The organism is Variovorax sp. W2I14 (assembly GCF_050435205.1).
GTDB classification, from domain to species: Bacteria; Pseudomonadota; Gammaproteobacteria; order Burkholderiales; family Burkholderiaceae_C; genus Variovorax; species Variovorax paradoxus_C.
In genome coordinates, this window is the sequence record NZ_JBNDJX010000001.1 from 4,844,381 (window position 1) to 4,863,121 (window position 18,741).

The 18,741-nt window shown below is 68.4% G+C and carries 18 protein-coding genes and 1 pseudogene; 4 read left to right on the forward strand and 15 right to left on the reverse strand.

The genetic code is table 11. The annotated features are described in order from the left end of the window. Window positions 1–25: 25 nt before the first annotated feature. From QF040_RS22660 to QF040_RS22670, 3 genes are read right to left on the reverse strand one after another with little or no spacing between them, the layout of a single operon-like run. Window positions 26–1,702, reverse strand: a complete 1,677-nt coding sequence (locus QF040_RS22660) for an FxLYD domain-containing protein (RefSeq protein WP_429612912.1) — start codon at window positions 1,700–1,702, stop codon at window positions 26–28. Beyond that, window positions 1,699–3,570: a VanW family protein gene (locus tag QF040_RS22665; protein WP_429612913.1), complete on the reverse strand. Its 1,872-nt coding sequence runs from the start codon at window positions 3,568–3,570 to the stop codon at window positions 1,699–1,701. Before QF040_RS22665 ends, QF040_RS22660 begins: the two co-directional genes overlap by 4 nt. Further along, a complete protein-coding gene (locus QF040_RS22670) occupies window positions 3,543–4,148 on the reverse strand; it encodes a DUF6891 domain-containing protein (RefSeq protein ID WP_429612914.1) in 606 nt (201 codons plus the stop codon). The genes QF040_RS22665 and QF040_RS22670 overlap by 28 nt, the downstream gene beginning before the upstream one ends. A 295-nt stretch (window positions 4,149–4,443) precedes the next feature. Here QF040_RS22670 and QF040_RS22675 point away from each other — a divergent pair, with 295 nt between their 5' ends. Beyond that, a complete protein-coding gene (locus QF040_RS22675) occupies window positions 4,444–5,460 on the forward strand; it encodes a hypothetical protein (protein WP_429612915.1) in 1,017 nt (338 codons plus the stop codon). Window positions 5,461–5,547: 87 nt separating this feature from the next. Here QF040_RS22675 and QF040_RS22680 read toward each other — a convergent pair whose 3' ends face one another. Then, entirely contained in the window at window positions 5,548–5,928 is a 381-nt protein-coding gene (locus QF040_RS22680) for a hypothetical protein (protein ID WP_013538875.1), read from the reverse strand. 257 nt (window positions 5,929–6,185) lie between these two features. Here QF040_RS22680 and QF040_RS22685 point away from each other — a divergent pair, with 257 nt between their 5' ends. Continuing rightward, window positions 6,186–6,653, forward strand: coding sequence for a DUF6314 family protein (locus QF040_RS22685; protein ID WP_429612916.1), 468 nt, complete (start codon window positions 6,186–6,188; stop codon window positions 6,651–6,653). Window positions 6,654–6,659: 6 nt separating this feature from the next. On the opposite strand, the gene QF040_RS22690 is transcribed toward QF040_RS22685, so the two are convergent. The 4 genes and pseudogenes from QF040_RS22690 to QF040_RS22705 all read right to left on the reverse strand — a co-directional run bounded on the left by QF040_RS22690 (window position 6,660) and on the right by QF040_RS22705 (window position 9,521). Next, window positions 6,660–7,238: a biotin transporter BioY gene (locus tag QF040_RS22690; RefSeq protein ID WP_206176828.1), complete on the reverse strand. Its 579-nt coding sequence runs from the start codon at window positions 7,236–7,238 to the stop codon at window positions 6,660–6,662. A 51-nt stretch (window positions 7,239–7,289) separates the two neighbouring features. Beyond that, complete coding sequence (locus QF040_RS22695) at window positions 7,290–7,883, reverse strand: energy-coupling factor transporter transmembrane component T family protein (RefSeq protein ID WP_429612917.1); 594 nt, start codon at window positions 7,881–7,883, stop codon at window positions 7,290–7,292. After that, a pseudogene (locus QF040_RS22700) lies at window positions 7,876–8,635 on the reverse strand (energy-coupling factor ABC transporter ATP-binding protein). Before QF040_RS22700 ends, QF040_RS22695 begins: the two are co-directional and overlap by 8 nt. Before the next feature lie 40 nt (window positions 8,636–8,675). After that, complete coding sequence (locus QF040_RS22705; protein WP_429612918.1) at window positions 8,676–9,521, reverse strand: isocitrate lyase/PEP mutase family protein; 846 nt, start codon at window positions 9,519–9,521, stop codon at window positions 8,676–8,678. A gap of 131 nt (window positions 9,522–9,652) precedes the next feature. On the opposite strand from QF040_RS22705, the gene QF040_RS22710 reads away from it, so the two are divergent. Continuing rightward, a complete protein-coding gene (locus QF040_RS22710; protein ID WP_429612919.1) occupies window positions 9,653–10,366 on the forward strand; it encodes a YebC/PmpR family DNA-binding transcriptional regulator in 714 nt (237 codons plus the stop codon). Window positions 10,367–10,393: 27 nt separating this feature from the next. Further along, on the forward strand, window positions 10,394–10,822 hold the full coding sequence (locus QF040_RS22715; protein WP_429612920.1) for a GFA family protein: 429 nt from the start codon (window positions 10,394–10,396) through the stop codon (window positions 10,820–10,822). Between the two features lie 9 nt (window positions 10,823–10,831). Here the strand turns inward: QF040_RS22715 and QF040_RS22720 are convergent, their stop codons facing one another. The 7 genes from QF040_RS22720 to QF040_RS22750 form a co-directional block, all read right to left on the reverse strand. After that, complete coding sequence (locus QF040_RS22720) at window positions 10,832–12,811, reverse strand: ATP-binding protein (protein WP_429612921.1); 1,980 nt, start codon at window positions 12,809–12,811, stop codon at window positions 10,832–10,834. A gap of 118 nt (window positions 12,812–12,929) precedes the next feature. Continuing rightward, complete coding sequence (locus QF040_RS22725; protein WP_429612922.1) at window positions 12,930–13,826, reverse strand: transglutaminase-like domain-containing protein; 897 nt, start codon at window positions 13,824–13,826, stop codon at window positions 12,930–12,932. Next, window positions 13,792–14,715, reverse strand: a complete 924-nt coding sequence (locus QF040_RS22730; protein WP_429612923.1) for a rhodanese-like domain-containing protein — start codon at window positions 14,713–14,715, stop codon at window positions 13,792–13,794. Before QF040_RS22730 ends, QF040_RS22725 begins: the two co-directional genes overlap by 35 nt. A gap of 17 nt (window positions 14,716–14,732) precedes the next feature. Beyond that, on the reverse strand, window positions 14,733–15,146 hold the full coding sequence (locus QF040_RS22735; protein ID WP_429612924.1) for a hypothetical protein: 414 nt from the start codon (window positions 15,144–15,146) through the stop codon (window positions 14,733–14,735). 296 nt (window positions 15,147–15,442) lie between these two features. Then, entirely contained in the window at window positions 15,443–15,838 is a 396-nt protein-coding gene (locus QF040_RS22740) for a type II secretion system protein (RefSeq protein ID WP_429612925.1), read from the reverse strand. A gap of 2 nt (window positions 15,839–15,840) precedes the next feature. Beyond that, a complete protein-coding gene (locus tag QF040_RS22745) occupies window positions 15,841–16,326 on the reverse strand; it encodes a type II secretion system protein (RefSeq protein WP_429612926.1) in 486 nt (161 codons plus the stop codon). Further along, on the reverse strand, window positions 16,316–18,736 hold the full coding sequence (locus QF040_RS22750) for a cohesin domain-containing protein (protein WP_429612927.1): 2,421 nt from the start codon (window positions 18,734–18,736) through the stop codon (window positions 16,316–16,318). The genes QF040_RS22745 and QF040_RS22750 overlap by 11 nt, the downstream gene beginning before the upstream one ends. Window positions 18,737–18,741 lie beyond the last annotated feature (5 nt).

Below are 18,741 nucleotides of genomic sequence, written 5' to 3' on the forward strand. Positions count from 1 at the left end.
CCGTCCAACGTCGCCCCGGCAGGGGCTATTCGGTTTGGTATAGCGTCGAAACGCTCGCAAAGTCCCGGCCGTTCTGCGTGATGTCCACCTGGAACGGCACGCTTTCGCCCGGCGCGATGGCCGGCAGGTTGTCGACCAGCTTGAAGCCGGTGAGCTGGCCGTTGCGGTCGCGCAGGCTCACCCACAGCCGCACCTTGCCGATGATGGCGTTGCCCGGGTTCTTCACGCTGCCCGTGACCTCCACGCTCTTGTAGGTGAAGCGCTGGCTGAAGTTGAGCAGCACGCTGCCGAGCTCTGCCTTGGTGCCGGTCACCTTCACTTCGAGCGGCTTGCGCGGGCCCGGCAACGCGGCGCGGCGCATCGGCTTCCATTCGATGCGGGTCGAGGTGAAGCGCTCCATGTCCTCCGGCTCCAGGAAGATCGGGAAGCGCTCGCCCGGATAGAGGTACGCGAGGCCCGTGATGTTCGTCGTGCCATGCGCCTTGCTGCCGCTGAAGCGCGAGATCACGCCTACCGGCGCGAGCACGATCGCATCGGTGCTGCGGTTCACCAGCTCGCCCAGAAAGAGCCGTTGCTGGATGTTGTTGCGCCCATCGACCAGCGGCAGCAGCTCGAGGTCCTTCGGATCGAAGCGCTCGCTGTCCTCGGCCAGCAGGTCCTCAGTGCCCAGGCGGAGGTCCGGGTTGAAGCTCTCCGGCCCGGCCGCGGTGCGGATCACCCGGTCGGCGCTCAGCACCGGCGTGCGCGAACCCGAGGCGTCGACGATGTTGTAGCCAATGCGGTAGTCCCACGCCGCGATCGCCGCTCCACGGCCGAAGCGTGCGACGCTCACATCCACCGAGGTCTGTGCGCCGGCTTTGAGTTCGCTCGCCTGCGCATAGCCGTGGCCGAAGCCGATCACCTGCCCGGCGTCGTCGTACAGCGTGGCCAGCACGTCGATGCCGCCGACGATGGCCGCGTCCTTGCGCGTGTTGTCGATGCGGCCCACCAGCCGCACGCGCTCGCCCTGCTGCACCAGCCGCACGCGCGAGAAAGTCATGCGCGGCCCCTCGGTCGCGGTGTAGGGCTCGGCGAGCTTCTGCACCTGCAGCTCCTGCCGCGTGACGTTCTTTCCGTTCGGCATGTCGATCAGCGCGGGCGCGCTCTCGCCCGGCTCCAGCACGAAGATCGGCAGCGTCTCGGTGCGCTCGTCCACCTTGCTGTCGCCGTCGTAATACGTCGCCCGGATGCCCGCGCGCGACAGCGGCTTGCCGGTCTCGTTGCGTGCCACCACCAGCAGCTTGGGTTGCGCCGAACTGCCGCTGCCCAACAGCACCTGCCGCGGCTCGCCGAGCTTCAGGCCGTCCACCGGGATGGTGCGGTCGACGAACGCGGCCACCACGGGCTGCTGCGTCCCGGCGGGCTGGCGCGACGCGATCAGCAGCTCGGCGATGCGCGCCACCAGCACCACGGCCAGCACGACGGCGATGCCGATGCCGACCTTGCGCAGCATCAGCTTCTGCCGCAGCGCCTCTTCGGCCGCGAGCCGCCGGCCCGCTTCGTTCTTGACCTGGTCCAGCACGCGCTCGAGCCGGTCCGAGACCTTGTCTTCCACCAGCGTGACCGAGCCGCAGTGATCGCAGGTGTATTCATTCAGGCCGGTGCGCTTGAGCACGCTGCTGCCGCATTCGCCGCACTTGAGCGTCTGGAGATCGATGGTCATGAAGCGCTTTCGTCGCTCTTGTTGTTGCCGTCGTCCGCGTCGCAGGCGTTCTTCAATGCCGCACGCAGACCCTCCACATCGCCCGCCGCCACTTCGCGCACGCCGGGCAGTCCGGCGAGGCCGCAGGCGCCCGATGCCACCACCGGCACGCCGGCCGCCAGCGCGCGCAGCAGCGCGCGCGGTGCGTGCTCGATGTGCGCGGGCAGCACGACCACGCGGGCGCCGTTCAACCCGTCGCCCCGCCAGTGCATGTGCTCGACGCTGCCGATGCCGCGCCAGAGCTGTGCGTCGTCCGAGGGCGATCCGAGCACGCGCAGGCGGCAGGGCCAGCCTTGCAGCGCCGCGGCCAGTTCGCGCGCGCCCTTTCGCGCGAGCGCGCTTGCGGCGAAAACGATCAACGGCGGCGCATCGCATGCGGCATCGATGTCGCGAGCGGCAGGCAGCACCCAATCGAGCCGCAACGATGCCGCCCGCGGCGCCATCGCGGCCAGATGCGTGGCGACTTCGGCATGCGGCGTGACCACCGCTGCAACCCGCGCCAACGCGGCGGCCTCCGCCTGCACGAGCGCGGCACCCGCGCGAAAGTTGCGCAGCGTGGCGTCGTCGGGCCAGCGCTGCGCGGCCGCATCGAGCCGGCGTTGGATCTCCGCCATCGGCAAGGCGCTGGCCAGCACCGTGACGCGGCGGCCGTCGAGCGCGCCGAGCTGCTGCAGATGCGGCAACAGCGCCTGGTCGATCACGAGTTGCGTGTGCTCGGGCTTCAGGCGCGCGGCGAAGGCGAGCGCCAGCCAGCGCTGTCCGTCGATCAGGCTGCCCTGCCGCCGACCCGCATGCCGCGCCCAGAGCCGCTGCCACACGGCGCGGCGCAGGCTGGCCCACCACGGCGACTGGACGGATGCGGCGCCATCCGCGACGGCTTCCCGGTGCCAGCCCGTGGCCGGCCCGGCGCGCCAGAACGCGAGCCGCAGCGGCACCGGCTGCATGCGGTCGGCGCCGGTGTGGTGTGCGGCGAGATAGCGCGCGAACTCGGGCGTCCACGCGTCGAGCAGGACGGCCGTGCGCCCTTGCTGCGCCACGGCCAGGAGCGGGCGGTGCCGGAAGCAGGCGGTCTGGTCGCAGCTCAGGCAGCCGCGAGCCAGCGGCAACGCAGCGCTCGCGCCCTCTTCGCTCGCCCGCCGCAGCGCCATCGGCACCGCCGGCATCGCGATCGGCGAGCGCGCGCGGATGCGCAGCACCAGTTCATCGGAGGTCAGCTCGACCTCGAGCCGCCACGCATGCTTCGCCCGCACCTTCAGATCGACGTAGTTCCAGAACACCGTCGCGTCCACGACATCGCCCACCGCATCGGCGGCCTGTTCGATGCGCGCGGTGTGTCCGTGGCGCTCCACCAGTTCGAGTCCGGCGCGGGCGGCCACGGTGGCGAGCGCATTCGAGAGCTGGCACAGGCCCCCGGCCAGCGTCGGCACCACGCAGCCGCCGCGCAGTTCGCGACCCTGCACGAAGCCGCGCGAGGCGGTCGGCCGACCCAGCTGGCGCCAGAAGCTCAGCATCTCGCCGGCGGGTACCTCGACGGCATCGAAGGCGCGGCGCGCCACGCGCAGGTTCTGCACCTTGCCGGCCACGAGCGGAAATTCGTCCGCGCGCCCGTCGGACCAGAGCGGGGTGCGGTACTGCGCGAGCACCGGTGCATCGGCCAGCGCTTGCGTGTCGAGTGTGGTGTCCCAGCGCCGCGCCGAAGGCCGCAGCGCCTCCCGCAGCGCGTGGGCGCTGGCCAGCAACCGGGAGCGCAGCCAGAAATCGATGGCGTCGATGCGGCGCGGCGGCTGCCAGGCCCGCACGCTCACACCGACGGGCCTCGCTTGCGCCATTGGCCGAGGTCGGCCTCGATGCGCTCGTTGATGTTGCCGCTCCAGTTCGCCTGGAAGCCGGCCGCGCGCAGCAGTTCGACGATGCGGTGGCCGATCACCACGGTGTTGGCCTCGCGCTGCTCGATCTCGGGAATCATCCCGCCGCTGAACGCCAGATGCAGCCGGCCGGTGCGCACCGCCGTGTCCAAGTCCTGCGAGTGATAGAAGCAGCAGCCCCGGATGCCCGAGGCCAGCCGCCCGGCCGCGCGCCAGTGCTCGCGCACGTCGTCGTGGCCGTCGGAGAGGGTGTTGCCGGCGCGATGCAGGGCAATGATCTTCTCGCCGCGCAGTTGGGCGAACACGGCTTCGAGCCGGTCGTATTCGGTCTCTGCCGGCCACTCGGCCTCGGCTGCGTGCTTGGCGGCGCAGATGCTGGCCACCTCGGCCTTGACCCAGGCCCGGTCTTCACTCGTGAGCTCGTCGGGGTCCAGATACTCGTCGGTGATCATCCACTCGACGTCGGCATCGGGATAGAAGCCGCACCACACAAGGTCGTGAATGCGTCCGCGCGTATCTTCAGGGGCAAGAGTTAGAGCCATGCGTGTTGGGTTGTCGCATCACGGGCGACGGGTCATGCTTTCATTTTTCCTGGCGGAAACGTCGTCGTATTTTCGCGTGTCCGCACCACAGTGGCGCAGTAATGCGAAAGCATGAGGTCGGGAGGCCATCCCTTCCGCGCCGCCATCATGATTGATGCGCTGCGGCAAGGCAATGCGCCTTTTGGCCCAATCGCCGCACGCCGCACGGCCGGTCCACACGAACTTTCGGCCTAGTGGCGCACCGGCATGGGGCCACATGGAACGCCGGACGCATGGCTATGCTCGTCGCCTCTTCATGGCCCGCCTTCATCCTTCCGTCGCACGCATCGCCCATCTGTCCGGACACGCGCCGGGGTACGGGTACGTCTCGCCCGACGGCCGCTACCAGGCGGTGGAGGTCGGCGGCGACACCTTGATCGTCGACCTGCACGCGCGGCGGATGCACCGGGCGCCCGGCGTGTACCCGCGCGGCTTCGAGGAGGCGGCGCCCGATGGCGCGACAGGCATCACGCTGCGGGTGGAAGGCGAGGAAACCGCCACCGCCTACCTGCCGGCCTGGACGGATCTTCAATGGATCGCGCTGGAGAACACGGCGGAAGATTTCTGGACGCCATGGCCCGATCCACCCGATCGACGATCAGCCGACTTGCCACCGGTCGATGAAACGCTCCCTGCCGAATGGACCTCCGAGGCACCGCAAGCCACGGAACGCGTGCGCAGATCCATCGGCGACTGGGTGGCCTGGTTCGTCGCGCTCGCGGTGCTGGCCTTCTTCGCGGTCTTCGGCGTCAGGGCGATGACCTGGGCGCTGGCCGGCGGTTGGCAGTGGCTCTGGATGGTGGTCGGCCTGCCGGTGTTCGCGATGTTCTCGGTGCTGACCGTCGTCTTCGTCGCCACGACCTTGCGCGAGCGGCGCCATGTGCGCGTGGCATTGAGCGGCATGTCGCTGGAGCGCGGGGAAGGCTTTCGTGTCGGCGAGCCGCTCGACGTGCGCCTGCTGGCGACCGTGCCCGACGCGCATGCAGGCGAGCGCACGGTGGCGCCGGAACGCATCGCCGTGCGGCTGATGCGGCGGTCGATCCGCAGCGAAGCCGACGGCCGCTGGAGCGTGATGGACGAATGCCGCGACGAGGCGGTTGCCGTGCGAGACGGCACGACGCGCGTCGGCCGGGTGCTCTATGCGTGCGAGCTTTGCGCGCGCCCCGCTCCCGACGACGCGCCGGCGCAGTGGTTCGTCACGCTGCACGAAACGGCCGCGCCGGACAGCGCGCCCTTCGTCGTCGCCGTCCTGCGGCTGCTGCCCGCACGCTGACTCGGGCGTGCGAAACGAGACGACAAGAAAAAGCCGGCCCCTGCTTTCGCAGGGCCGGCTTCGACAAGAGCTGACGCTCTCGGAGGATTACAGCGGCAGTGCGTCGCCACGAGCGGCAGCGCGGGCTGCGGCGCGAACGGCGTTGCGGTCCACGGTGCTGGCGACCAGCGGGGCCACGCCGGCCGATGCGCCTTCGGCGTACGGATCGGCGCTGTGTGCGGCGGCAACGGCTTCCGAACGGACGGCAGCGCGGCTGGTCGACGACACGAACACTTGCGCAGGGCCTGCATTGGCGCCGGTGGCGTACGGGTTGGCGCTGTGCGCGGCAACCACAGCCTGGCTGGCGACATCGGCGCGGGAGGCGGCCGAGGTCAGTTGATGCACGCCGTCATAGCTTTCAGCGTGGGCGGCACCGGCAACAGCCATCAGGGCAACAGCAACGGCGGAGAGGATCTTCGAGGCGGTCATTTGGATTTCCTTCAATTCAGTTCAGTTTTTGCTTCGGATGATTTCGAACCGGTCTTGGGTGGGTCACCGTCCCTCCGGGGGGCGGCCACCTCGCTCGGGGCCCTGTTCACCCAGATCGGCTTGGGGGCCGGTCTGTGGATGTATTGTGCGACGCCATCTACGTAAAAACCCTTAGCAAAAGGAACCGCGGCGTTCACAGAACGGAAACAATCAATGCTCAAAGGTCAGGGAACTCGGGCTGGCTTAGAGTTCGGGACATGGAAACGACGCCTCTCCCGCCCCTCGCCTGGGGCACGCCGGACTCGGTCTTCGACCGGCTCGAAGGCATGTGGGACCTGGACCGCACCATCGAGGGCAAGGCCACCATGCGCGGAACCGCCCGGTTCATGCGGCATGACAGTGCCTGGCTGAAATACCGCGAGGAAGGCCGAATCCAGTTGCCAGACGGACAGTCGTTCGATGGGCACCGCGAGTACGTCTTCGAGGGCATCACCGATGGCTTCTCGGTGTACTTCGCCGAGATGCCGTTGCGGCTCTTCCACGAAATCGCCATCGTGCGCGAAGGCGACGAGCTCGTCGGCTCGGCCGGCCACCTCTGCGTTGCCGACCAGTACGACAGCGTCTACCGGTTCCGCACGGACGGCTCGTTCGTCATCGAGCACCTGGTGAAGGGTCCGCGCAAGGACTACCTCTCGCGCACCGTGTTCAAGCGGCGCGGGCTGTAGCGCTGCTCAGTCGCGGTCGAGCCGCCAGCTCGGCATGCCGCGCATCACCGTCTGCACGAGCATCGCGCAGATGCCGCACTTGATGAGGTCGCCGGGAATGAACACCAGCATCGCCAGCGCCGCCTGCGTGAGCGACATGTGGGCGATGAGTGAGAGCCCGACGATGCCGAAGGCATAGACCACGACGATCCCGCCGACCACCGACGCGAAGAACGCCGCGGCCAGCAGCCCCTTGCCGGTCGCACCCGCCATGCGGCGCATCAGGAGGCCGCATGCAAAGGCGCCGAACATCCAGCCGAACAGGAAGCCCCCGGCCGGCGCGACGAACACCGCCAGCCCGCCGCGCCCACCCGGCAGCAGCGGCAGCCCGAGCGCCACCGCCAGCAGGAACAGCGCAATCGCGAAGAAGCCGCGCCGCGGTCCCAGCAGGCAACCCGCCAGCATCACGCCCAGCGACTGCAGCGTGATCGGCACGCCGAACGGCAGGTCGACCTTGGGAATCAGGCCGAACACCGCCATCAGCGCGGCGAACAGCGCGATGTACGAGAGCGAGCGGGACGAGGTGATGGAGCCGGTGGTGGTCATGACGGGATTCGGAGAGGGGGTGTTCGTCGGATTCTGCGCCGCGCGCATGGGTTAGCGCCCCAGCCGCGCGGCCAGCGCATCGGCCACCCGCTCGGCGGTCTGCAGCGTGCGGATGGTCAGCGGCGCCAGGAGGCGCAGCCCGCCGCCATGCCCGGCGCGGGCGCGGTAGGCGTCGTCCAGGCGCTGCCACTGCACGTAGAAGTTCTCGGCAAAGCGCAGCATCAGGCCGATGCCGAGCGCGATCCGCTCGGTCGGCACGCCGAAACGCTGCAGCGGCTGCATCAGGGTTTCGAGCACCGCCAGCAGATCTTCGAAGCGCGTGGTGAGCGTCAGCATCAGCGCGAGCACGGCCGCGCTGGCCAGGCGCAGCGCGCTCGCCACGCCGAGCGCAATCGTGCCCAGGAACCAGTGAAAGCCGACGATCAGCGCGCAGCCGATCGCGATACCCACCAGCATCCGCACGCGCAACCACGCCGTGCGGCTTAGCGATGCGAAAAGCAGCAGCACCACGATGCAGGCGATGCCCAGGTGAACCGGCCGCTCGACCAGTACCAGCAGCGTGCCGCACACCGAAAGCACCGCGAGCTTGACCCACGCCGGCAGCGCATGCATCCAGGTCGGATGCGACGAGTAGAGGCTACGCACGGTCGGCGCCCCGCTCGGCCTCGGCGCGCTGGCGCACGTTCTCGGCATAGGCCTCGCAGACTTCGCGCCCCGGGCCATCGGCGCGCACCCGGCCCTGTTCGAGCCACAGCACGCGCTCGAAGTCGTACACATGCTCGAGCAGGTGCGTGGAGACGACGATCTGCTGGCCCGTGGCTTCGAGCTGTGCCGCGAGCCGCGCCTGGCTCAAGAGGTCGAGGCTTGCAAAAGGCTCGTCGAGCAGCAGCGTGGGCGGGCTGGCCGATCTGCAGCGCGAGCAGGCACACCTGCTGGCGCTGCCCCTGGCTCAGTTCGCCGATGGCGCGCCCGGCCCAGGCCGCGAGCCCGCGTTCGGCCAGGAATTCACGCGCCCGCTCGCGCGCCGCCTGCCGGGTTTCGCCGCGCGCGGTGAGGCTGAACGCGAGCTCCTCGGCCACGGTGGGAAAGATGATCTGGTCGTCGGGGTTCTGGAACATCAGCCCCACGTGCTGCGAGAGCTGGCGGCGGTCGGCCTGCGTCCCCTGCGTGTCGCAGCCATGCACCACGACGCGCCCTTGCTGCGGCTGGTCGAGCCCGCTGATGAGGCGGAACAGGCTGCTCTTGCCCGCGCCGTTGTCGCCCACGAGGCCGATGCGCGCTTCATCGAGGCTGAGCGTCAGCCCGTCGAAAACGCGCTGTTCACCGCGAACCAGCGCGACCGATTCGAGGCGGATGCTGTACGGGACGTGGGGGTCGGTAGGGGTCGGCTGCGGCAAGGGGTCGCCACTGTACCCCAAGCCCTTCCCGTGGTCTTTCTCAGGACGTGCCGGAAAAAAGCGCGTTGATCTCACCTGCGGACAGCATCCCGGCGCCCATCGCGCGAAAGCCGGCGTCGCTGCCGTCGAAGGCCTCGGTGGCGATGCGCCCGAGCAGCCCGAGCGCCGCCTGCAGCGGGCCGCAGCCCAGGCTGATGCGTCGCGCCCCCGCGCCTGCGAGCACCGCGACCGGCGGTGCCTGGGTGTGGCCGGCGTAGACGTTCACCGGCAAGGGCACCGCCGCAGCGAGACCCGCGATTTCCTCCAGCTTCGACATGCCCGGCACGAAGATGCCGTCGGCGCCGGCCGATGCGTAGAGCCGGGCGCGCCGCAGCGTGTCCTGGTAGCGCGCGGCGGGGTCGTCGTTGGCGACGAAGTAGGTGTCGGTGCGGGCGTTGATGAAGAGGCGCGCATCCAGCTTGCGCAGCGCCTCGATGCGCTCGCACAGGATTTCCGGCGGCGCGAGTTCCCGCGTGCCGGGCAGCGTGCCGTCTTCGATGTTGATGCCGGCCACGCCCATGTCGATGAACGCACGCACCAGGTCGCACACAGCCTCGGTGGTGTCGCCGAAGCCGCGTTCCATGTCGACCGTAACCGGCACGCTGCTCACACGGCAGATCCGCGCGGTGGCGGCGAGCAGTTCATCGACGGGCACGCGCTCGCCGTCCGGGTAGCCGAGCGCCCAGGCGATGCCCGCGCTGGTGGTGGCGATGGCCTTCGCCCCGGCCCGCTCGACGATCCGCGCGCTGACCGCGTCCCATGCGTTCACGAGCACCAGGGGATCGGGGCCCGCGTGGAGTCGGTGGAAGGTTTCCATTTGCTGTTGTCTTGTTTCGATGGAGGGCATGGTGTGGCGTCTGTATCGATGGATGTGGAAACGACGCGAGCGTAACGACGCCCCGCTCCCGAAACTTGGAGAAAACTGCGGCCCGGCGCGCTGCGGCTACAGTAGCTCCCCCGAATCGAAGGAACACCGCCATGGGCGCACAGTGGAAAGCAAAGCACAAGGACCTGGCCGCCAATGCCAAGGGCCGCCTCTTCGGAAAGCTGGCCAAGGAAATCATGATGGCCGCGCGCAACGGCGCCGAGCCGGCCTCCAATTCGCGCCTGCGGCTGGTGGTGGAGCAGGCCCGCAAGGTCTCGATGCCCAAGGACACGCTGGACCGCGCCATCAAGAAGGGCGCGGGCCTCACGGGCGAGGCGGTGCATTTCGAGCATGTGATCTACGAGGGCTTCGCGCCGCACCGCGTGCCGGTGATGGTCGAGTGCCTGACCGACAACGTGAACCGCACCGCGCCTGAAATGCGCGTGCTGTTCCGCAAGGGCCAACTGGGCACCTCGGGCTCGGTGTCGTGGGATTTCGACCACGTCGGCATGATCGAAGCCGAGCCCGCGAACGCCACGGCCGACGCCGAGGTCGCCGCCATCGAAGCCGGCGCGCAGGACTTCGAGCCGGCCGGCGAAAGCAACGCCACCGTGTTCCTGACCGACCCGACCGACCTGGACCTCGTGAGCCGCGCCCTGCCGGCGCAGGGCTTCACGGTGCTCTCGGCCAAGCTGGGCTACAAGCCGAAGAACCCGGTCGATCCGGCGAGCCTGAGCGCCGCGGATCTGGAAGAAGTCGAAGTCTTCCTGGCGGCCATCGACGCGAACGACGATGTGCAGAACGTGTACGTGGGCCTGGCGGGCTGAAGCCTCCTTCGCTGACGAGAGACACCGGTGACAAGCCCCGGGACCACCACCGTCCGCAGCCTCGCCGGCAAGTGCCTGTGCGGGGCCGTCCACTACACGGTGGCCGACGAATTCACCTATGCCCTCAATTGCCACTGCGCGGACTGCCGGCGCGCGACGGGCTCGGCCTTCAAGCCCTTTGCCGGCATCGAGCGGCACAAGCTGGCGATCACGCAGGGCGCCGACACGCTGCTGATCCACGGCGAGGAAAACGCCGGCGACATCCACTGCGGCAAGTGCGGCTCGTTCCTGTATTCGGTGGTGCGCGAGGGCATGTTCGTGCACGTCACCCTGGGCACGCTGGTCGACAACCCAACCATCCGACCCAGCGCGCACATCTTCGTCGGCTCGAAGGCTCCGTGGTTCACTATCAACGACGACCTGCCGCAGCATCAGGGGCACGCGGGCGCCGACTGAGCGCGGGCTTCAAGCCTTCCGCGGCTTGCGCTGCAGCGGCAGCCACAGCGTGAACAGCGTGCCCGTCGGCCCCGAACGCCAACTGACGCCCCCGCCGATGGCTTCCGCGCGGCGCAGCTGGTTCTGCATGCCGCGCCCGCCGGCCTCGGCCATCGCCTTGTCGACGTCGAAACCCTGGCCGTTGTCCTCGATGGTCACCCGCACGCCCTCGGCCTCGGGCGCCGTGCCCACGCGGATTTCGGTGGCGCGCGTGTGGCGCAGGATGTTGGCGATGCTCTCCTGCACGATGCGCAGGATGTGCAGCGCGCTGGTCGGGTCGAGCCAGTCGAGCGGCGGTATCTCCTGCACCTCCCAGCGCAGCGCGACGCCGGAGCCCTCGAGCCGGGGACCGAGGCGGTAGCGCAACGTGGCCAGCAGGAGCAGCAGGTCTTCCTCGAGCGGCTCCATCGAATCGATGGTGAGCTTCAGGTCGTCCAGGCAGCTTCTGAGGATGTGCGACACCTTCTCGTCGCTGAGGCGCCCGTTCTCCACCGAACGGATCGCGCTGATGAGCGATGAGCCCAGGCCGTCGTGCATGTCCTGCATCAGCCGCTGGCGCTCGTCGCTGATGGTCTGGCGCTTTTCCACCTCGCGCAGCCGGCGGTGGCTCTGTTCGAGCTCGGCCTCGCGCGCCTGCAGGCGCTCGGCCAGGTTGGCGTTGACCCGCTCCACCTCGGCGATGGCGTTGACGTAGCGCCGGTACATCAACGTGCCGAAGACGGCGAAGGTCACGGCGTTGGTGTAGGACCCGAGGTACCAGCCCTCCGGATTCGCGAAGTTGTTCTGCAGCAGCCAGTCGGACAGGCCCAGCAGCACGCACACGCCGATGCCGAAGGCCACCAGCCGGCCTTCGTTCGAGCGGCGCCATGCGCTGATGCCGCCCACCAGCGCCACGGCACCGCCCATGGCGGCCGCGCCGATGTAGATGAGCGGCGTGACCTGCGGGGTGTTCGTCAGGATGCCGAGGCCCGGCAGGGTCAGCACGCCGGTCAGCGCGGTCCAGCCGACCACCGCGTACGTGAGCCACTGGAGCGGGCGGCCATGCAACTGGCGCAGCGCAAAGTGCACCACCGCGACCAGCCAGAACAGCGAGTTGACCGTGAGCCATGCGAACCAGTCGTTGGCCACCGGCAGGCTCACGTAGAAATGCAGGCCTCGCAGGAACGACGTGGTCGCGAGGTTGAAGAAAAGCAGGTAGCCGGTTTCGTGCCGGCGCCGGAACCACACGAACAGCGCGAACAGGCCCACCGCCATGAAGGCCGCGCCGAGCATGGCGGGCAGGTCCTGCTGGAACCACAGGCGCTTGTTGTAGCGGTCCTTCAGCGAATCGACCGGGCCCAGCCACAGCGAGGACACCGCCACCTGCGCATTGCGCGTGTGCTCCAGTCGGACGAGGATTTCCTTCAGCGGCACCGCATCGGGCGTTTTCTCGATCACCACCCACAGCGGCGTGCGGGTGCTGTTCCACAGCGGTCCGTTTTCCTGGTCGCGGTGGACCAGCCGGCCGTCGGCGTACACCGCGATGGTGCCGTCGGTCTTGATGCGCACGCCGTACAGCGCGAGCGGCCCCGTGGTGACGGGCAGGTCATGCACGGCCACGCGCAGCCAGGTGGTGCGGGTCGCGCTGGCGATGAAGCGGTCGTCGGCCTGGCGCAGCAGCGCGATGGGCAGGGACAGGGGCAGCTCGATGGACTGCCAGGTGTCGGGCAGGGCCCGGCTGTCCATGACGATCGAGGGTTCGCGAAAGCCTGGCGCTTCGGTGACCTGCCAGTCGGCATGGGTGATCCGGGTCGCCGGCACGCCTGGCGTGGCGGAGGAGCCGCCGAAGAAGACGATCATGAGCGCCAGGAGGGCGAGGGAAGCAACCAGCACCACGTTCGCCCACAAGGGAGCCGCGCGGTATTTCGAGAAGTGTTCGAGCAGCCACGCATGCAGCCGGTGCGGGAACATGAAACTGGTGTTCTTCAGAAGAGTGAAGTTGCCGCGGGCAGAAGTGTCCGAACGACAGTGCTGGCGGGATTTTCCCCGCTTTTTGCAAGGCCCCCGCCTGCCCTTTGGGTCGGCGTTGCTATACGCTGAATTCCATTTCGCCTTCGAGGCGGTAGCGATGCGCCAGCCCCACGCCGTTCAGTGCCTTGTCGCGGTAGTAGCGGAACGCGATGTACTGGGCGTCCCGCTCCAGCAAGGCTCTCTTCTGTGCATCGACGACCCGCCATTGCCCGTCGACCAGCACTTCGGCCCAGTCGTGGAAATCCATAGGCCGGGGCGCGAAGCTGCGGTCCGTGACATAGCCCTCGACCATGCGGGCCGGAATGCCCGACGCGCGGCACAGGGCCACGACGAGACAGGCGTATTCGGAACAATCCCCGCGCCGCTGGCGCAGCGCATAGAGGGCGCCGAAGTCCTCCGGCATGTAGCCCGCGTAATCCATGCGAGAGGCAACGAACTCGTAGATGTTGCGCACGGTTCCGGCATCGGTCGCGGACTTCAGCGCCAATGCCTGCGCGGCGATCGCTTCGTGGTCCGATTCGATGTAGCGCTCCGGCGCCAGCCAGTCCTGCGCATTCCTGGCCGCAGGCAACGGTGCCGCGCTTTGATTCAGGTTGACCGTCAGCGCCGCCACGCGCCGTGCATACGCGCCAAGCTTGTCTATCGCAACGAAGAGGATGGTGTGCCCCAGCGGATCGCTCTGCAGCTCGTGCGGCAGGCCGGTCTCGATGCCGTCCAGCGCCCACCAGGCGTTCCGGCGCACGGGCAAATACATCCAGAGCCGCTGGAGCGGAAGGTCGGTCGCGCCGGGGTTGTTCATGCCGAAGTTGAAGCGAAGCTGCAACGCTCCCTGCGCGGCAAGGCTGCTCCTCATCGGCACGAGGGCGCCGCCGGCCAGTGCGCCTGCAGCCTTGAGCCACGCACGCCGCTGCATGGCCACCTCAGCCGCAGCGCGGTTGCTTGGGTCCGCGTGCATGCGCGGCCCACGCCGCCTCCTGCGAGCGCAGGAAGCTCTTCAACGCGGGGGCGCCGCCCGTGTACACCAGCAGCGGCGTGGGGGCCACCACCTGGCTGTACTGGCGGAACATGGCCTCGGACATCGCACCGTCGACCACCACCGTCACGTTGGCCAGCACGGCCTTCTGCTCCTTGCGGCGCCGCTCCACGGCGCCGGCGAGGGCTCGCAGCGCCGTGTCCGAGGAGATGGACACCCGCGGCGCGAGCGGCAGGAGCTCGGCCGATGCCGGGCTGTTCATGACGACGACCAGGCTTTCAGGAAACTGGCTCTGCGCCCACAGTTGCGCGGGGTCGAGCCGCGCGGACTCGAAGGCATCGGGCGCGCCCGGGCCGCTCACGGGCAATTCCTTCGCGAAGTAGCCGGCCATGCCGCCCATCAGCACCTGGACCGACTTGAAGCCCTGGGCCCGCAAGCGCCCGCAGGCTCCGTAGAGCTCGCGGTCCGACTTGCCGTCGCCAACCAGCAGCAAGGGCTTGTCGCGCAGGTGCGTCTTGAGCCGGATGCTTGCCGCGTCGACGCGCATGGCGTTCGCGATATGGAACTGCAGGAAGTCGCTCTCGTGGCGCGTGTCGATGACCGCAGCGCCGTTCTTTTGCAGGAAGGCTGCCGCCCCGGAGACCGGCAGCGCACAGCCCGCTTCGAGACCACCATCGGCTCGCCCGCCGCCGGACAACGAGGCACCGGGCAGCCGCTCGTTCTTGCACATCGACCCCGACTGGGGCATGTCCCGCAGGATGGGCGGCAGCCCCGAATCCGTCTGCGCGCTCGCGGACGCGCAGAGCAACATCGTCGACAGGGCGGCAGCGACTGACGCAGTGAGGGTGAGAGAAATCTTCCTGTTGTGCATGGGCACCTCGGCTCGGTTCAAGGTCGTGGGGACGCGGAGAAAGGCGTCGTCGAAAAAGAGGGAAGCGACGTGGCGGAGTTCGACCCGATCGTCTTGCCCCCGGGCGGCACGGGCATCTGGGCGAGCGGACCGAAGATCCATTCGGCATAGCTTTGCGCGCCCGTGAAGGCCTGCTCGTCGCCCTCGAAGCCCGCCTGCTTGATCGGCATGGCCGTCGAGAGCGAATGGATGCCCACGATGCGGCCCGACACCTGAACCAGTCCCCATTCGGCCTTTCCGGTCATCGGATCGACGAAGACCTTGCGCAGATGGCGGCGGATGCCAGGAAAGCGTTCGTCCTTCAGCAGCGCCTCGAGGCTGGCTGGGTAGCCGCTCGGATCGTTCTGCGGCGGCAGCGCGGGCTGGCCGCCTGCGCCAGGGAAAATTCGCACCACCACCGGCGGCAGGCGGCAGTCCCGAAACGGGTTGACCGGGCCCCATGCCCGAGGGCAGAGGCAGGCCGCCGGCCGCACCGACGGTCGGCAGCCGGGCCGCGTAATAGCTGGCGAGCGCGGTGCGGAACTGGCGCCCGATGGCGAGCAGCTCTTTCTCGCGGTCGCGCTGGCTGACGGTGGTCTGCACATCGGCCGCCACGGTCATGCCCACTCCCATGAGCGCGATCAGCAGCAGCATCCAGATGTAGGTGAACCCCCGCTGCGCGGACGCGCGCATCTCACGGGAGCGGCCGTCAGAAGCTCTCATACGAACGGCCGTCCTTGGTGGCCCCCGATGCCCCGCTCTTGATGCCGGCGATTCCTGTTTCCTCGGCGTTCTGCGAGGGCAACAAGATCCAGCTGGTGCGCGACTCGGTCACAGGGTCCGTGGGCACCGCATGCAGGTAGCGCTGCTCGACCAGTTCGTCGAGCGACTTCGGCCAGCGCCCTTTGTCCGCGTAGAACTTGTCCAGCGTGATGCGCACGACGCGCAGGTTCTCCTGCAGCACCTGGTCCTTTGATTTGTCGATCGATCCGAAGTAGCGCGGTGCGGCAATGCTCAGCAGCAACGCGACGATAGACAGCACGACCAGCAACTCGATCAGGGTGAAGCCGGCGCGGCGGGCGGCGTTGACGGTTGGCGTTCGCATGGTCACCACAGCGCGTACTCGACCCCGTTGAGGCCGGTCTTCTTCGATCTGGAATACACGTCGAACACGTCGTCTCCTTCGGCTGGTGCGTCGGGCGGCGAGCTGTAGCTGCGCAGGCCCCAGGTCTGCGCAGCGGGTGCCCGGGCATCCGCAAAGGTCGGATCGCGCGGCAGCGACCGCAGGAAATAAAGCTTCTGCTGGTTCGGGCTGCGCTGGTCGGGCACGCCCTGCCACAGGTCGTCGAGCGTCTTCGGAAAGCCGCTCTCTCCCAGCTTCATCTGGATGCGCCCCTGGTCGGACGCGCGCTTGTAAGCATCGAGCGCTTCGCGGATCTGCATCAGCGAGGCCCGCAATTCCTGCTCCTTCTGGCGCTGCACGCTCACCTGGGCCAGCGGCACCGCCACGGTCGCCAGCACGGCCATGATGGCGAGCGTCACGAGCAGCTCCACGAAGGTGAAGCCACGCGCGGAATGGGCGCTACGGGACAATTTTGAACACCTGTTCTATCGGCACGGCCACCGGCGATGCCGATGCCGGCTCCGGCGTGGCGGACAGCAGCTGGAGCTTCGCGCCGGCGCTGGCCTTGACGGCCTTGAAGGTGAGCGTGGCCACGCTACCGGTGCCGTTGATCCCGGCCTCGCCGCCGGCCGGGTTCTCGCGCAGGGCCGCGATGAACACCTTGCCCTGCACGCCGTCCACGCGCTGGTTGAAGGTGCTCTTGCCGCCGGCCTGCCGGAAGAAGTCACCCTCTTGTGCGCTCACGACCTGCATCAGTTGCGGATCGAAGCCCACGAGCAGCGGCAAGCCGCGCAAGGCCTGCTGGCTGTTGACGCGCAGCACCGCGCTGAACTGCTCGCCCACCTTCACCTGCGCGGGCGCCTGCCAACTCAGGCTGATGGCACCGGTTGCGGGCGCACCTTGCGGCGCAGGCGCCGCCTTGTTGGGCCGCGGCGGTGCGGCGTTCACGGGCGCCACTGCGCTTGCCGCGCCGGCACCCGGCGCCACGACGCCAGCGGCGGCGCCCGCACCTGTGGGAACTGCAGCAGCAGCCGGCGCAGCGACAGCCTTCGGTGCATCGGGCGCGCCGCCCGTGAACTGCAGCGGCCGCGCGCCGATGTTGCTTTCGGTGCCGGACTCGAACTCGGCCGCCTGCAGATCGGGCCGGCGAATGGAGCGCACCACGCGCGGCGTGATGGACAGCAGGATTTCGCTGCGCAGCGTGTCGTCCTTCTGGCTCCCGAACAGGCGCCCGGCCACCGGCATCTCGCCGAGGCCCGGCACCTTGTTCGAGGTCGAGCGGTCTTCGTCGCTGATCAGGCCCGCCAGGATCTGCGTCTCGCCGTCCTTCAGCCGCAGCACGGTGCTCGCGCCGCGCGTGCCGATCTGGTAGGCCTGCGAGCCCGACTTGCTGATGATTTCCTTCACCAGGCTGGAGACTTCGAGGTTGACCTTGATCGCCACCTCTTCGTCTAGGTAGATGCTGGGTTCGACCTCCAGCTTGAGGCCTACGTCCAGATAGTTGATCGACTCCGACACGAAGCCCGTCACGTTCGATGTCGTCGTGATCACCGGCACCCGGTCGCCGATCAGGATCTTGGCCTTCTCCTTGTTGCGCACGCGAATCCTGGGGTTGGCAAGGATGCTCACGTCCCCGTTTTCCTTGCGCGCATTGGCGGTGACGCTCGGGGTTCCTCCCACCTGGAGATTGCGACGATTGAGATTGCCAAGGTCGTTGAGCACCAGCGGCGCGCCGTCGATCTGCAACGGGGACAACGACAACTGGGCGGGCCAGTTGATGCCCAGCTCAAGCAGGCGCGAGCGCTTCATCTCGACGACCTCCACTTCGAGCATCACTTCCGGATCGGTCAAGTCCTGCAGCGCCACGATGCGTTCAGCCATGCGGATCGCATCGGGCGTGTCGCGCATGATGATCAGGCCGAGCCGCTCGTCGATCACCAGGTCCTTGGTCTTGACGATGGTCTTGATGGTGTTCGAGACCGCCTTCACGTCGGCGTTGGCCAGGTAGAAGGTACGCACCGACAGCGTCTGGTAGTCCTTGAGCTTCTGCGGCGTGTTCGGATAGATGAGCACCGAGTTCTCGTTCAGGATCTTCTGCTCGAGCTGGTTGGTCACCATCAGCAGGCGCACCGCGTCCTCGATGGTGGTGTTGCGCGCCATGATGTTCGCCTTCAGGTCGGGACGGATGTCCTTGTCGAAGAAGAAGTTCAGGCTCGACACCTTGGCGATCACGTCGAACACCGTGCGCAGCGGTGCGTCGCGAAACTCCAGCGTGATGGTCTTGCGAAAGCTTTCCGCGAGCTTGGCTTCGGGCTTGGCCTGCTTGTTCTGGGCTTCGTCGATGCGCTCCTTCAGATTCAGCGCCTCGCGCTGCCGCGGGTTCTCGTTCAGCACCGGGCGCAGCATGTCCAGCGCCATGACCAGATCCTCGGGCTTGCCCTTCTTCAGCAGGGCTTCGCCCTCGGCGACCACGAGCCGGTGCTTGCGCTCGACGACCAGCAGCTCCAGGCCCTGGCGCGCCATCGCGTTCTCGGGTTCGTACGCCATGACCTGGCGGTACCACTTCTCCGCCTCGGTCAGCCGCCCGTCGCGCCGGTTGGCCTCGGCCGCGGTGAGATAGCGGCTGACTAGGCTGGTGCGGGTGGTCGACAAGGCCACCCGGTACTCCGCATTCTTGGGATCGAGCTTGACCGCCTCTTCCAGCTTCGCGAGTCCTTCGGTGGGCTTGTTCTCCGCGAGCAGCCGGTTGGCATCACGAAAAGCCACCTGGCTCGCACAGCCGGCCAGCACAAGGCAGGCCAGCACGAAGCAGGCCGGCGCGCACGCTTCCACCACACGGGCCCAGCGCTTCTTCGGGCGCGGGTGCATGAACATCGTCATTTCTT